Raw genomic sequence first — 13152 nt, forward strand, 5'->3', positions numbered from 1 at the left:
GTCCTTCAAAAATTCTAACCAAGGAGAATTATGTTTGAAGATATGCATCCTTCCATAATGCTTGCTACTATAGCTATTTTTTTGGCTATGATAGTTATTTTAAATAGTATGCTGTATAAGCCGCTTTTAAAATTTATGGATGAAAGAAATGATTCTATAAAAAATGATGAGAATAAAGTAAAAGAAAATTCTCAAGAAGTTTTATGTGTGAATGATGAATTAGAAGTTATTCATATTAACACTAGAGAAGAAATTCAAAAAATCAAACAAAGTGCTATAGCTGCTGCTAAAGAAGAGGCAGAGCAAATTCTTAGAAGCAAGAAAGAAGAATTAGAAAGAAAAATGGCCAGCTTTTATGCAGATTTAGCTATTCAAAAAAAAGAGTTACAAGAACATTTAAACATACATTTACCTGAGCTTAAGCAAGTTTTGCAAAATAACATAAAGAAAATTTAAGAGGAGAGAAATGAGTAAGTTATTATTTATTATATTTTTGCTACCTTTGTATGCTTTTGGTGCATCAAACGGTAGTGGAGAATATGATATTATTCCAAGGACTATTAATTTTCTAATTTTTGTGGGTATATTGTATTATTTTGTTGCAACTCCATTTAAAAATTTTTACAAAAACCGTATTGTAAAAATTTCTTCTAAACTTGATGAAATTCAAAAAAAACTTTTAGAAAGTAAAGCTAAGAAATTAGATACGATGAAAAAACTTGAAGAAGCTAAGGCAAGTGCTGCTGCCGCTTTAATTACAGCAAAAAAAGAAGCTGAAATCTTAGTTAAAAATATTAAGAAAGAAACTCAAGATGAGTTAGATTTACTTCAAAAACATTTTGAGGAACAAAAAGATTATGAATTTAGAAAAATGGAAAAAGAATTAGTATCAAATACTTTAAATGAAATTTTTTCTGATCCAAATATGACATTAAAACAGAGTGAAATAATAGAACTTATGATGAAGAAGGTATCTTAAATATGGAAAATATAATTGCAAGAAGATATGCAAAAGCGATAGCTTCAAGAGCTGATATAAATGATTTTTATCAGAATTTGTGTATTTTAAATTCTGCTTTTGTTTTGCCAAAATTTAAAAATATTATAGAATCTAATGAGATTAAAAAAGAAAGAAAAATGGAATTTCTTGATTCTTTTCTTGATATTAAAAATTCTAGTTTTCAAAATTTTTTAAGACTTTTGATTGAAAATTCAAGATTAGAATGCATTCCTCAAATAGTTAAAGAACTTGAAAGACAAAAAGCTTTTAAAGAAAATATTTTTGTTGGTATTGTATATTCTAAAGAAAAATTAAGTCAAGAAAATCTTAAAGATCTTGAAGTCAAACTTAACAAAAAATTTGATGCAAATATTAAACTAAATAATAAAATCAGTCAAGATGATAGTGTTAAAATAGAATTAGAAGAATTAGGTTATGAACTTTCTTTTTCTATGAAAGCTCTTCAAAATAAGCTAAACGAATATATATTGAAAATTATCTAAGGAGAAAAAATAAATGAAATTTAAAGCTGATGAGATCAGTTCAATAATCAAAGAAAGAATTGAAAATTTTGATTTAAATCTTGAAATTGAAGAAACAGGAAAGATTATTTCTGTAGCTGATGGTGTTGCTAAGGTATATGGACTTAAGAATATTATGGCTGGAGAAATGGTAGAATTTGAAAATGGTGATAAAGGAATGGCCTTAAACCTTGAAGAGTCGAGTGTAGGTATTGTTATACTTGGAAAAGGAGAAGGTTTAAAAGAAGGTGCTTCTGTAAAAAGACTTAAGAAATTACTTAAAGTTCCAGTAGGTGAGGCTTTGATTGGCCGTGTTGTAAATGCTTTAGGTGAGCCAATTGATGCTAAAGGTGTGATCAATGCTAATGAATATCGTTTTGTTGAAGAAAAAGCAAAAGGTATTATGGCGAGAAAAAGTGTTCATGAGCCTTTACATACAGGAATTAAAGCTATTGATGCGCTTGTGCCAATTGGTCGTGGTCAAAGAGAGCTTATCATAGGTGATAGACAAACAGGTAAAACTACTGTTGCTGTTGATACTATTATATCTCAAAGAGGTCAAGGAGTTATCTGTATATATGTTGCAATTGGTCAAAAGCAAAGTACAGTGGCACAAGTGGTTAAAAGACTAGAAGAACATGGTGCTATGGAATATACTATTGTTGTAAATGCTGGTGCTTCAGATCCTGCGGCTTTACAGTACTTAGCTCCATATACTGGTGTAACCATGGGTGAATTTTTTAGAGACAACGCAAAACATGCTTTAATTGTTTATGATGATTTGAGCAAGCATGCTGTAGCTTATCGCGAAATGTCTTTGATTTTACGTCGTCCTCCAGGTCGTGAAGCTTATCCAGGCGATGTTTTTTACCTTCATTCAAGATTGCTTGAAAGAGCAAGCAAGCTAAATGATGAATTAGGTGCTGGTTCTTTGACGGCATTGCCGATAATTGAAACACAAGCAGGAGATGTTTCTGCTTATATTCCAACTAATGTTATTTCAATTACAGATGGACAAATTTTCTTAGAAACTGATTTATTTAACTCAGGAATTCGTCCTGCAATTAATGTTGGTTTATCAGTATCTCGTGTAGGTGGGGCTGCTCAAATTAAAGCTACAAAACAAGTTTCAGGCACATTAAGACTTGACCTTGCTCAATATAGAGAGCTTCAAGCTTTTGCACAATTTGCTAGTGATTTAGATGAGGCAAGTAGAAAACAACTTGAACGTGGACAAAGAATGGTTGAACTCTTAAAACAACCACCTTATTCTCCGCTTAGCATTGAAAAACAAGTAGTTTTAATTTTTGCAGGAACCAAAGGTTTCTTAGATGATATTGCTGTTTCTAGAATTAAGGAATTTGAAGATGGAATTTATCCTTTTATTGAGGCAAAACATCCAGATATTTTTGAGCAAATTCGCTCTAAAAAAGCTTTAGATTCTGATTTGGAAGAAAAACTAGCTAAAGCCATTAATGAGTTTAAAGCAAATCATTTATAAGGTCTTTTATGTCTAATTTAAAAGAAATTAAAAGAAAAATTAAAAGTGTTCATAACACTCAAAAGACTACAAATGCTATGAAGCTAGTTTCTACTGCTAAGTTAAAAAAAGCAGAAGAAGCAGCTAAAAGATCAAAAATTTATGCACAAAAAATCGATGAAATTTTGAGTGAAATTTCATTTCAGATCAATAAAATTGTTCACAATGAAGATGATGTGCGTTTATCTTTTTTTCATAAAAAAGAACAAATTAAAACCGTAGATTTAATATTTATCACTGCAGATAAAGGCTTATGCGGTGGTTTTAATATTAAGACTTTAAAAACAGTAAGTGAAATGCTAAAAGAATATGAAGCAAAAAATATTAATATTCGTCTTAGAGCTATAGGTAAAACTGGGATTGAATATTTTAATTTTCAAAAAATAGAATTGTTAGAGAAATATTTCCATCTTAGTTCTAGTCCTGATTATGAGAAAGCATGTGAAGTAATTCATGCTGCTGTAGATGATTTTTTAAATGGAAATACAGATGAAGTGATTTTAGTTCATAATGGTTATAAAAATATGATTACCCAAGAACTTAAAATTAATCATCTTATTCCAGTTGAGCCAAAGAGTATTGAACAGACTCATAATTCTCTTTTAGAGCTTGAACCGGAAGGAACTGAGCTTTTAGAAGATTTAATGAAAACGTATTTCGAGTATAATATGTATTATGCGTTAATCGATTCTTTGGCGGCAGAGCATAGCGCAAGAATGCAAGCTATGGATAATGCAACTAATAACGCAAAGGCAAGAGTGAAACAACTAAATTTAGCTTATAACAAAGCAAGACAAGAATCCATTACTACTGAGCTTATAGAGATTATCAGTGGTGTTGAATCAATGAAATAGTAAAATTTTAAGGAGAAGATAAATAATGCAAGGATTTATTTCACAGGTATTAGGTCCGGTTGTTGATGTAGATTTTAACGACTATTTACCTCAAATTAATGAAGCAATTGTTGTAAATTTTGAAAGCGAAGGAAAAAAACATAAACTTGTTTTAGAAGTAGCAGCTCATTTAGGAGATAATAGAGTTAGAACTATTGCTATGGATATGACAGATGGTTTGGTAAGGGGCTTAAAAGCTGAGGCTTTAGGTGCTCCTATTAGTGTTCCTGTTGGTGAGAAAGTTTTAGGAAGAATTTTCAATGTTACTGGAGATTTGATCGATGAAGGTGAAGAAATTTCTTTTGATAAAAAATGGGCAATTCATAGAGATCCACCAGCTTTTGAAGATCAAAGCACAAAAAGTGAGATTTTTGAAACAGGGATTAAAGTTGTGGATTTACTTGCTCCTTATGCAAAAGGTGGTAAAGTAGGTCTTTTTGGTGGTGCAGGTGTTGGTAAAACTGTTATTATTATGGAGCTTATTCACAATGTTGCATTTAAACATAGCGGCTATTCTGTATTTGCAGGTGTAGGTGAGAGAACTCGTGAAGGAAATGACCTTTATAATGAAATGAAAGAAAGTAATGTTTTAGACAAAGTTGCTCTATGTTATGGACAAATGAATGAACCACCAGGGGCAAGAAATCGTATTGCTTTAACAGGTTTAACAATGGCTGAGTATTTTAGAGATGAAATGGGTCTTGATGTGCTTATGTTTATTGATAATATCTTTAGATTTTCACAATCAGGTTCTGAAATGTCAGCACTTTTAGGAAGAATTCCATCAGCTGTGGGTTATCAACCAACCCTAGCAAGTGAAATGGGTAAATTCCAAGAAAGAATTACTTCAACTAAAAAAGGCTCAATCACTTCAGTTCAAGCTGTTTACGTTCCAGCTGATGACTTAACAGACCCAGCTCCAGCAACTGTTTTTGCTCACTTAGATGCTACAACGGTTTTAAATAGAGCTATTGCTGAAAAGGGTATTTATCCTGCAGTTGACCCACTTGACTCAACTTCAAGAATGCTTGACCCAAATATCATTGGAGAAGAACATTATAAAGTTGCTCGTGGTGTTCAATCAGTGCTTCAAAAATACAAAGATTTACAAGATATCATCGCCATTTTAGGTATGGATGAGCTTAGCGAAGAGGATAAACTTGTAGTTGAAAGAGCAAGAAAGATTGAAAAATTCTTATCACAACCATTTTTCGTTGCAGAAGTTTTCACAGGTAGCCCAGGAAAATATATAAGCCTTAAAGATACAATAGCAGGATTTAAGGGAATTTTAGAAGGTAAATATGATCATTTACCAGAAAATGCTTTCTATATGGTTGGAAATATAGATGAAGCTATTGCAAAAGCGGATAAATTAAAAGGTTAATTTATGAACGATTTGATTAATTTCGAGATAGTTACGCCTTTGGGTGTAATCTATCAAGGAGAAGTAAAATCTGTTACTTTACCAGGTAGTGAAGGAGAATTTGGTGTGCTTAAAGGACATGCTGCTTTGGTTTCTTCTTTAAAATCTGGAGTAATTGATATTGAAAAAGCTGATTTAAATCATGAGTTAGTTGCTATTGATGCTGGACATGCAAAGGTAGATGAAGATAAGATTTGCGTGTTAGCAAAGGGTGCGGTTTGGGTTTGTGGAAGTGATGAAAGTGAGATTGAAAAAAATCTTGCTCAAGCAAAAGATTTGATTAAATCTATGAGTTCTGATAATGCAGCTTTAGCAGCAACTTTTTCAAAACTTGATAATGCAAGGATGCATTAATGAATTTTGAAGCTATATTTCATTTTTTCAATAGTTCAAGTATTATTACTTATATAGTTTTATTATGGCTTTCTTTATATTTTATTTTAGCATTTAGTATTTTGTTTGCTAGATTGACTTATTTGGCTACATGGAGAAATAAAGAAAAAGAAAGTTTAGAAACTTTGCTCTTGGGTGAGAAGGATTTAAGTCATACTGATTCGATTTTAAGAAAATGCAATGATACAACTTCAAATCATTTAGAAATCTATAAAAATTTAGCAAGTCGCCGCGCTTCTGCTGGACTTACTTGGCTTAGTATTATTGCTTCAACTTCACCTTTTATAGGTCTTTTTGGGACAGTTATTTCTATACTTGAAACTTTTGGTGGGCTTGGAACTCAAAATTCTTTAAGTATCATAGCTCCTAAAATCAGCGAGGCTTTAGTTGCTACAGGTTGTGGTATTTTAGTAGCAATTCCTGCTTATACATTTCATCTCATCATTAAAAGAAAAGCTTTTGAACTTTTAAGCATTATTGATAGCGAGATTAAAGTTATAAGTTCGAGTAAATAAGGTTAAAAATGCCATTTGATGATGAAAAACCTGAACTTAATATCACACCTTTAGTAGATATTATGCTTGTATTGCTTGCGATTTTAATGGTAACAGCTCCAAGCATTACTTATGAAGAAAAAATTAATCTTCCACAAGGTAGTCAAAAAAATACCAGCACTCCAACTGTTAAGAGTTTAATTATTAGTATTAATGCAAAAAAAGAAATTTTTTTAAATCAAGAAAAATACGATTTTATAAGTTTTGCTGACAATCTTGCTCAAAGAAAAGCACAATTTAATACCGAAGATCCGGTTTTTATACGCGCTGATAAAAGCTTAAAATATGACGATGTTATTTCAGTCTTAAGAAGTGTAAAAAATTTAGGATTTAATAAAGTTGCTTTACAGACTGAATAATCATGAAAAATTATGGTTTGAGTAATTTAAATTCGTTTTTACTTGCTTTAGCAATATATATTAGTATAGTAATTCTTGTTTTTTTTAGACTTGTAAGCGAGGTTGAACCTGCTATACAATATACTGATATAAAAGATAGTTTTGTAGATATTGAACTTGCTGAACCATCAAAACAAGTTATTACTCAAAGCAACACTCCTAAAGAAATACAAAAACCAACAGAGCAAATTGATATAGAAAAGCTTTTTGCTCAGACTACAAATAAAACAGTTAAAACTGAAGATATTGACCAAAAGGCAAGTAATTTTAATGAGCTTTTTGGAAATATTAAAGAAATACAAGAAGAAAAGACTACAAAAATTCAATCAAGTGCTAAATCAGGAATTTCTAGTGCCCCAAAACCTCAAGCTTCTGAACTTGTAAAACAACTTAATGATAGTTTACTTCAAGAAGAAAGTTCAACGCAAGGCGAAAGCACAAAGGCGCAAAAGATTGGAATTTATGATGAATTTTTAGGGAAAGTTGTGCGTATTATCACTCAAAGATGGACTCAGTATTATCCAAATAGTGAAAAAATTTCTGTTAAGGTAAAAATTTTTATTGATGAAAATGGAAAATTTGGCTATACTTCAGTTGAAAAAAGTGGGAATCCTTTATATGATGCTAAAGTGGCTGAATTTTTAGAAAGTCAAAAAGGTAAATTTATTACTTATCCTCCGCAAAATAAAAATATAAGCATTACCATGAATTTAAGAGATGAAGTAAAAGTTAAAAATGATTAGGAGAAAAAAATGAAAAAAATTGTAGCAATTTTTTTAGTCTTTTTAGGAAGTCTTTGGGCAGAAGATCCAGTGATTGATGTTGTTAATTCTGGTGTAGTTTTACCAAAGATTATTGTTAAAGACAATTCAAATTTAAGTGATGAGAATTTAAAGAAAAGCTTTTATAATATCATTGTGAACGATTTGAAAGTAAGTTCAAACTTTGAAGTTGTTGCTAATGCAACTGAGACAAGTAATTATATTTTTGAATACACTTTAAATAAAAATGGTAACACTTTGAGTTTAAATGTAAAAATAAAAGCTGGCGGTTCTGATAAGTCAGAGCAAACTTATACTTTAAATGGTTTAGAGCAATATCCATTTTTGGCACATAAAAGCGTCAAAGCTTCTGTAAATGCGTTAGGACTTGCACCTGTTGATTGGATGGATCATAAAATTTTGATCGCGAGAAATTCTAGCTCTAAAAAAAGTCAAATTATTATGGCTGATTATACTTTAACTTATCAAAAAGTTATTGTTGATGGTGGACTTAATTTATTTCCAAAATGGGGAAATAAAGAACAAACTCTATTTTATTATACAGCTTATGATCATGATAAGCCAACTTTATACCGTTATGATTTAAATACCAATAAAGCTAGTAAAATTTTATCAAGTGGCGGTATGGTTGTAGCAAGCGATGTGAATGTAGATGGAAGTAAACTACTTGTTACCATGGCTCCAAAAGATCAGCCTGATGTTTATTTATATGACTTAAATACCAAAAATCTAACACAATTAACTAATTATTCTGGTATTGATGTTAATGGAAATTTTATTGGCTCAGATGATAGTAAAGTGGTATTTGTAAGCGATCGTTTAGGATATCCTAATATTTTTATGCAAGATTTAAATAGCAATAGTGCTGAACAAGTTGTTTTTCATGGTAGAAACAATTCGGCTGTTTCGACTTATAAAGATTTTTTGGTTTATTCAAGTCGTGAACCAAATCAAGCAGGTGTTTTTAATATTTATTTGATGTCAATTAATAGTGATTATATTCGTCAACTTACAGCAAATGGAAAAAATTTATTTCCAAGATTTTCTAGTGATGGTGGAAGTATAGTATTTATCAAATATTTAGGTGCGCAAAGTGCTTTGGGTGTTATTCGTGTAAATGCAAATAAGACTTTTTATTTTCCTCTTAGGGTTGGAAAAATTCAATCAATTGATTGGTAAAAATTTCAATTTTAGGTTAAAATTAATTAAAAATTAGATATAATAATAAGAATTTATTAACTTTGAAAGGTCATAAATGAAAAAAATTCTTTTTACTTCAATCGCAGCTCTTGCAGTTGTTATTAGTGGTTGTAGCACAAAAAGCACTAGCGTAAGCGGTGATAGTAGTGTTGATTCAAATCGTGGTTCAGGTGGAAGTGATGGTTGGGATATTGATTCAAAAATTTCTCAACTTAATGATACTTTAAATAAAGTATATTTTGATTTTGATAAATTCAACATTCGTCCTGATATGCAAAATGTTGTAAGCACAAATGCTAATATTTTTAACACTGAAGTAAGCGGTGTAAGTATTACTGTTGAAGGAAACTGCGATGAGTGGGGAACCGATGAATATAACCAAGCTCTAGGTTTAAAAAGAGCAAAAGCTGTAAAAGAAGCTTTAATCGCTAAAGGTGTAAATGCTGATAGAATTGCTGTTAAAAGCTATGGAGAAACAAATCCTGTGTGTACTGAAAAAACTAAAGCTTGCGATGCGCAAAACAGACGTGCTGAATTTAAATTATCAAGATAATTAATGAAAAAAATATTCACAGTAGCTCTTCTTGGAGCTACTTTACTTTATGCAGAAAGCTCAGCTTTTGGTGCAGGAGATATAACAAGCAATTCTTCTTATGGTTTAACTTCAAATGAAAAATTATTTAAAGAAAAGTTAGATAATTTAAATAATGAAAATATACAAACAAATGCTAGAATTAATGAAATTAACGAAAGAATCGAGGGTTTACAAAGCACTTTAGAAGGTATAAATTCTCAATATGCTAAATCAAATTCTAGATTAAGTCAAGTTGAAGAGAATAATCGAAATATTGAAAATAATTTTACTAGTGAAATTCAAAAATTAAAGGCTTATGTTGAAGAAAGTAGAAAAATTCAAGAAGCTAATAATAAGCAAGTAAAAAAAGTTTTAGCCGAACTTAGTTCTTTAGTAGATGCTATTAATGCAAATTATGTTTCTAAAAACGAATTAAATGATGCAAATTTAAGCGTTAAAACTATTACACCTAGTGTTGTTGTTTCAACTACAGATTCAAATAGTACCATTGAAAACAATAATACTCAAAATACCCAAGATGATAAAGCAAAACAAATTGATGAATCTTGGAAAAAGAAAAAAAATAATGAAATTTTAGAATTAGCGATAAAAGATGTTGATAAAAATGCTTTTGAAGATTCCAAAGCAAAATTAAATTTTCTCATAACAAAGCAGTATAAACCTGCAAGAGCAAATTTTTGGTTAGGGGAGATCGAGTATAAACAAAAAAATTATAACAATGCTATTGTTTATTATAAAAAAAGTTCTTCTTTGAGTACAAAAGGAGATTATTTCCCAAAACTTTTATATCATACTGCCATTTCATTGGATAAAACAGGTGATACAAAAACAGCAAATGGTTTTTATAAAGCTTTAAAAACTAATTATCCAAATTCACCCGAAGCAAAAGCTTCACCTAATAGAAAATAAATTAAGGAGATAAAATGGCTATAGAAAAAAATAGTGTAGTTTCAATGTTTTATGAGTTAAAAGATGCAAATACAAATGAAGTTTTAGAATCAAATTTATATTCTCAACCTATTTCTTTTATTTTAGGCAAAGGTCAGATTTTAGAAAGCTTAGAAGAAGAAGTGATGAAGCTTGATTGCCCTAGCAATGCTGATGTGGTAATTAAAAAAGAAAAAGGTTTAGGCGAATACGATGAAAATGCGGTTCAAACTTTACCAAAAGAGCAATTTGCAGGTATTGATTTAAAAGTAGGTATGGAACTTTTTGGCGAAGGTGAAAATGGCGAAACCGTTCGTGTAACTGTAAAAGAAATTGGTGAAAATGATGTGACAATTGATTATAATCACCCTTATGCAGGTCGTGATTTGCTTTTTTCTTTAAATATCGTAGATGCTAGAGCTGCAAGTGAAGATGAAATTCTTACAGGTATTATCGCAGGAAGTCATAGTTGTGGTTGTGGAAGCGGACATGGGCACGATCATCATCACGGACACGGACACGGTGGCGGCGGTTGCTGTGGCGGCGGTGGTTGCGGTTGTCATTAATGAAGACTGCGTTTATATTTCCAGGTCAAGGCTCACAAAGTCTTGGCATGGGAAAAGATTTTTATGAAAACTCTATAAAAGCCAAAGAACTCCTTCAAAACGCAAGTGATTTTTGTAAGATTGATTTTAAACATTTGCTTTTTGAAGAAAACGAAAAACTCAATCAAAGTGAATTTACTCAACCCGCCATCGTTTTAAATTCCTTAATGGCTTATAGTGTTTTACTTGAAAAAAAACCTGATTTAAGTTCGAAATTTACTTTAGGGCATTCTTTGGGAGAATTTTCAGCCTTAGCTGTTAATAGTGCTTTTGATTTTTTAGAGGCTCTTTCTTTGGTCAATAAAAGAGGACTTTTTATGCAAGAAGATTGTGCAAAAGTTGAAGCAGGTATGATGGTGGTTTTGGGGCTTGATGATGAAAAGGTTGAAGAGCTTTGTCAAAAAGCACAAAAAGAAAACAAGCAAATTTTTGCTGCAAATTATAACTGCGATGGACAAATCGTTGTAGCAGGTTTAAAACCTGATTTAGCAAGTTATGAAAGTGTATTTAAAGAAGCAGGAGCTAAAAGAGCTATGCTTTTAAATATGAGCGTGGCAAGTCATTGTCCTCTTTTGGAAAATGCTTCAGCTAAGCTTTGTGTGGAGCTTGAAAAGGTATTAAAACCAAATTTTAAAGCCGTGCTTTCTAATGCAAATGCTAAAATTTATACATGTAAAGAAGAAGCCCTTGAACTTTTAAAAGCACAACTTATCTCACCTGTGCTTTATAAACAAAGCATTAAGGCATGTGAAAATGAAGTAGATTATTTCATAGAATTTGGTGCAAGCGTGCTTAAGGGTTTGAATAAAAAAATCACTTCAAAAGAAACTTATGCTTTAACAAATATGAATGATATTGATGAATTTTTAAAGGTTATATGATGAAAATAGCAATTTTAGGAGCCATGAGTGAAGAAATCACTCCTTTGCTTGAAACACTTAAAGATTATACAAAAATAGAACACGCTAATAATACTTATTATTTTGCAAAGTATAAAAATCATGAACTTGTTTTAGCGTATTCTAAAATCGGCAAGGTAAATTCTACTCTTAGTGCTAGTGTGATGATAGAAAAATTTGGCGCACAAGTGTTGCTTTTTACGGGTGTTGCAGGTGCTTTTAATCCAGAGCTTGAAATTGGTGATTTGCTTTATGCAACAAAATTAGCTCAATACGATCTTGATATTACCGCTTTTGGGCATCCTTTGGGTTTTGTTCCAGGTAATGAAATTTTTATCAAAACCGATGAGAAATTAAACAATCTTGCTTTAGAAGTTGCTAAGGAATTAAATATCAAACTGCGTGCAGGCATTATTGCAACGGGTGATGAGTTTATTTGCGATGAAGCAAAAAAAGCAAAAATCAGAGAAATTTTCAATGCTGATGCTTGTGAAATGGAAGGCGCAAGTGTGGCTTTGGTTTGTGATGCCTTAAAGGTGCCTTGTTTTATCTTAAGAGCTATGAGTGATAAAGCAGGGGAAAAGGCTGAATTTGATTTTGATGAATTTGTGATCAATTCAGCTAAAATTTCAGCCAATTTTGTGCTTAAAATGTGCGAGAAATTATGATAAATCTTAGCAAAAAACTTATACGCCAAGTTGCACAAGCTAATGCTAAATTTGGACTTATTAAAGATGGAGATAGGGTTCTTTTAGGGCTTAGTGGCGGGAAAGATTCTTTGGCTTTAGCCCATCTTTTAAATCGTATGCAAGCTCATGCTCCTTTTGAATTTGAACTTGAAGCGGTAACTTTGAGTTATGGCATGGGCGAGGATTATTCTCATCTTCATGCACATTGTGAAGAACACGGCATTAAACATAGCGTGCTTGATTCAAATATTTATGAAGTTTCAGGCGATACCATAAGAGAAAATTCAAGTTTTTGTAGTTATTTTTCGAGAATGCGTCGTGGAGCTTTATATACTTACGCTCTTGAAAAAGGTTTTAACAAGCTTGCTATAGCTCATCATTTAGATGATGCAGCAGAAAGCTTTTTTATGAATTTTATTCATAATGGAGCTTTAAGAACCTTAGCGCCTATTTATCAAAGCAAACGCGGTATAACTGTGATACGCCCTTTGATTTTTGTGCGAGAAAGACAGCTTAGGGATAATGCTACGCAAAATGAACTTAGCGTGATAGGAAATGAATTTTGTCCTGGTATGAAACTCAGCGAAAAAAATGTGAAATTTCCACACGCTAGAGAAGAAGCTAAACAGCTTTTAGCAAATTTAGAAAAAGATCATCCTAAGCTTTTTACAAGCTTAAAAACTGCTTTTACAAATTTACACACAGAAAGTTTTTGGCTTCAAAAGGCATAAAA

At 31.3% G+C, this 13152-nt stretch carries 17 protein-coding genes; all 17 read left to right on the forward strand.

Annotated elements, in window-relative coordinates:
• Positions 1 to 30: 30 nt before the first annotated feature.
• Positions 31 to 456, forward strand: a complete 426-nt coding sequence (locus FBF06_RS00515; RefSeq protein WP_032583931.1) for a FoF1 ATP synthase subunit B' — start codon at positions 31 to 33, stop codon at positions 454 to 456.
• Between the two features lie 10 nt (positions 457 to 466).
• Positions 467 to 979, forward strand: a complete 513-nt coding sequence (locus tag FBF06_RS00520; protein WP_002867818.1) for a F0F1 ATP synthase subunit B — start codon at positions 467 to 469, stop codon at positions 977 to 979.
• A gap of 2 nt (positions 980 to 981) precedes the next feature.
• The gene (locus tag FBF06_RS00525) at positions 982 to 1503 is read left to right on the forward strand and encodes a F0F1 ATP synthase subunit delta (protein WP_002934628.1); all 522 of its coding nucleotides are present in this window, start codon (positions 982 to 984) and stop codon (positions 1501 to 1503) included.
• 13 nt (positions 1504 to 1516) lie between these two features.
• Positions 1517 to 3022 carry a F0F1 ATP synthase subunit alpha gene (gene atpA, locus FBF06_RS00530; RefSeq protein ID WP_002909187.1) on the forward strand — a complete coding sequence of 502 codons (1506 nt, stop codon included), beginning with the start codon at positions 1517 to 1519 and terminating at the stop codon, positions 3020 to 3022.
• Between the two features lie 8 nt (positions 3023 to 3030).
• The gene (gene atpG, locus FBF06_RS00535) at positions 3031 to 3915 is read left to right on the forward strand and encodes an ATP synthase F1 subunit gamma (protein WP_002918021.1); all 885 of its coding nucleotides are present in this window, start codon (positions 3031 to 3033) and stop codon (positions 3913 to 3915) included.
• A 25-nt stretch (positions 3916 to 3940) separates the two neighbouring features.
• A complete protein-coding gene (gene atpD / locus FBF06_RS00540) occupies positions 3941 to 5338 on the forward strand; it encodes a F0F1 ATP synthase subunit beta (RefSeq protein WP_002918022.1) in 1398 nt (465 codons plus the stop codon).
• Between the two features lie 3 nt (positions 5339 to 5341).
• Positions 5342 to 5731 carry an ATP synthase F1 subunit epsilon gene (gene atpC, locus FBF06_RS00545; protein WP_002918026.1) on the forward strand — a complete coding sequence of 130 codons (390 nt, stop codon included), beginning with the start codon at positions 5342 to 5344 and terminating at the stop codon, positions 5729 to 5731.
• Positions 5731 to 6285 carry a MotA/TolQ/ExbB proton channel family protein gene (locus tag FBF06_RS00550; RefSeq protein WP_002892563.1) on the forward strand — a complete coding sequence of 185 codons (555 nt, stop codon included), beginning with the start codon at positions 5731 to 5733 and terminating at the stop codon, positions 6283 to 6285. Before atpC ends, FBF06_RS00550 begins: the two co-directional genes overlap by 1 nt.
• Before the next feature lie 8 nt (positions 6286 to 6293).
• Positions 6294 to 6683 carry an ExbD/TolR family protein gene (locus FBF06_RS00555; RefSeq protein WP_002858790.1) on the forward strand — a complete coding sequence of 130 codons (390 nt, stop codon included), beginning with the start codon at positions 6294 to 6296 and terminating at the stop codon, positions 6681 to 6683.
• Positions 6684 to 6685: 2 nt separating this feature from the next.
• Positions 6686 to 7465: a TonB C-terminal domain-containing protein gene (locus tag FBF06_RS00560; protein WP_002859784.1), complete on the forward strand. Its 780-nt coding sequence runs from the start codon at positions 6686 to 6688 to the stop codon at positions 7463 to 7465.
• A 9-nt stretch (positions 7466 to 7474) separates the two neighbouring features.
• Complete coding sequence (gene tolB / locus FBF06_RS00565) at positions 7475 to 8683, forward strand: Tol-Pal system protein TolB (RefSeq protein ID WP_002858647.1); 1209 nt, start codon at positions 7475 to 7477, stop codon at positions 8681 to 8683.
• Positions 8684 to 8759: 76 nt separating this feature from the next.
• On the forward strand, positions 8760 to 9257 hold the full coding sequence (gene pal / locus FBF06_RS00570; RefSeq protein WP_002851617.1) for a peptidoglycan-associated lipoprotein Pal: 498 nt from the start codon (positions 8760 to 8762) through the stop codon (positions 9255 to 9257).
• Positions 9258 to 9260: 3 nt separating this feature from the next.
• Complete coding sequence (locus FBF06_RS00575) at positions 9261 to 10208, forward strand: tetratricopeptide repeat protein (RefSeq protein WP_002901830.1); 948 nt, start codon at positions 9261 to 9263, stop codon at positions 10206 to 10208.
• 14 nt (positions 10209 to 10222) lie between these two features.
• The gene (locus FBF06_RS00580) at positions 10223 to 10792 is read left to right on the forward strand and encodes a peptidylprolyl isomerase (protein ID WP_002851661.1); all 570 of its coding nucleotides are present in this window, start codon (positions 10223 to 10225) and stop codon (positions 10790 to 10792) included.
• Between the two features lie 47 nt (positions 10793 to 10839).
• Positions 10840 to 11712, forward strand: coding sequence for an ACP S-malonyltransferase (locus FBF06_RS00585; protein WP_248276709.1), 873 nt, complete (start codon positions 10840 to 10842; stop codon positions 11710 to 11712).
• Complete coding sequence (pfs, locus tag FBF06_RS00590; RefSeq protein ID WP_002860591.1) at positions 11709 to 12398, forward strand: aminodeoxyfutalosine nucleosidase; 690 nt, start codon at positions 11709 to 11711, stop codon at positions 12396 to 12398. The genes FBF06_RS00585 and pfs overlap by 4 nt, the downstream gene beginning before the upstream one ends.
• Positions 12395 to 13150 (forward strand): tRNA 2-thiocytidine(32) synthetase TtcA, encoded by a 756-nt coding sequence (locus FBF06_RS00595; RefSeq protein WP_002909192.1) that lies wholly within the window; start codon positions 12395 to 12397, stop codon positions 13148 to 13150. The genes pfs and FBF06_RS00595 overlap by 4 nt, the downstream gene beginning before the upstream one ends.
• Positions 13151 to 13152: the final 2 nt, after the last annotated feature.

The organism is Campylobacter sp. CFSAN093227 (assembly GCF_012897855.1).
GTDB classification, from domain to species: domain Bacteria; phylum Campylobacterota; class Campylobacteria; order Campylobacterales; family Campylobacteraceae; genus Campylobacter_D; species Campylobacter_D jejuni.

What these genes read in the sequence shown, in the direction of transcription:
- FBF06_RS00585 (WP_248276709.1), top strand. Translation starts at nt 10,840, where the DNA reads ATGGGAAAAGATTTTTATGAAAACTCTATAAAAGCCAAAGAACTCCTT.
- FBF06_RS00520 (WP_002867818.1), top strand. Translation starts at nt 467, where the DNA reads ATGAGTAAGTTATTATTTATTATATTTTTGCTACCTTTGTATGCTTTT.
- FBF06_RS00580 (WP_002851661.1), top strand. Translation starts at nt 10,223, where the DNA reads ATGGCTATAGAAAAAAATAGTGTAGTTTCAATGTTTTATGAGTTAAAA.
- FBF06_RS00515 (WP_032583931.1), top strand. Translation starts at nt 31, where the DNA reads ATGTTTGAAGATATGCATCCTTCCATAATGCTTGCTACTATAGCTATT.
- pfs (WP_002860591.1), top strand. Translation starts at nt 11,709, where the DNA reads ATGATGAAAATAGCAATTTTAGGAGCCATGAGTGAAGAAATCACTCCT.
- FBF06_RS00550 (WP_002892563.1), top strand. Translation starts at nt 5,731, where the DNA reads ATGAATTTTGAAGCTATATTTCATTTTTTCAATAGTTCAAGTATTATT.
- atpD (WP_002918022.1), top strand. Translation starts at nt 3,941, where the DNA reads ATGCAAGGATTTATTTCACAGGTATTAGGTCCGGTTGTTGATGTAGAT.
- FBF06_RS00595 (WP_002909192.1), top strand. Translation starts at nt 12,395, where the DNA reads ATGATAAATCTTAGCAAAAAACTTATACGCCAAGTTGCACAAGCTAAT.
- FBF06_RS00575 (WP_002901830.1), top strand. Translation starts at nt 9,261, where the DNA reads ATGAAAAAAATATTCACAGTAGCTCTTCTTGGAGCTACTTTACTTTAT.
- FBF06_RS00560 (WP_002859784.1), top strand. Translation starts at nt 6,686, where the DNA reads ATGAAAAATTATGGTTTGAGTAATTTAAATTCGTTTTTACTTGCTTTA.
- FBF06_RS00555 (WP_002858790.1), top strand. Translation starts at nt 6,294, where the DNA reads ATGCCATTTGATGATGAAAAACCTGAACTTAATATCACACCTTTAGTA.
- tolB (WP_002858647.1), top strand. Translation starts at nt 7,475, where the DNA reads ATGAAAAAAATTGTAGCAATTTTTTTAGTCTTTTTAGGAAGTCTTTGG.
- atpG (WP_002918021.1), top strand. Translation starts at nt 3,031, where the DNA reads ATGTCTAATTTAAAAGAAATTAAAAGAAAAATTAAAAGTGTTCATAAC.
- FBF06_RS00525 (WP_002934628.1), top strand. Translation starts at nt 982, where the DNA reads ATGGAAAATATAATTGCAAGAAGATATGCAAAAGCGATAGCTTCAAGA.
- atpA (WP_002909187.1), top strand. Translation starts at nt 1,517, where the DNA reads ATGAAATTTAAAGCTGATGAGATCAGTTCAATAATCAAAGAAAGAATT.
- pal (WP_002851617.1), top strand. Translation starts at nt 8,760, where the DNA reads ATGAAAAAAATTCTTTTTACTTCAATCGCAGCTCTTGCAGTTGTTATT.
- atpC (WP_002918026.1), top strand. Translation starts at nt 5,342, where the DNA reads ATGAACGATTTGATTAATTTCGAGATAGTTACGCCTTTGGGTGTAATC.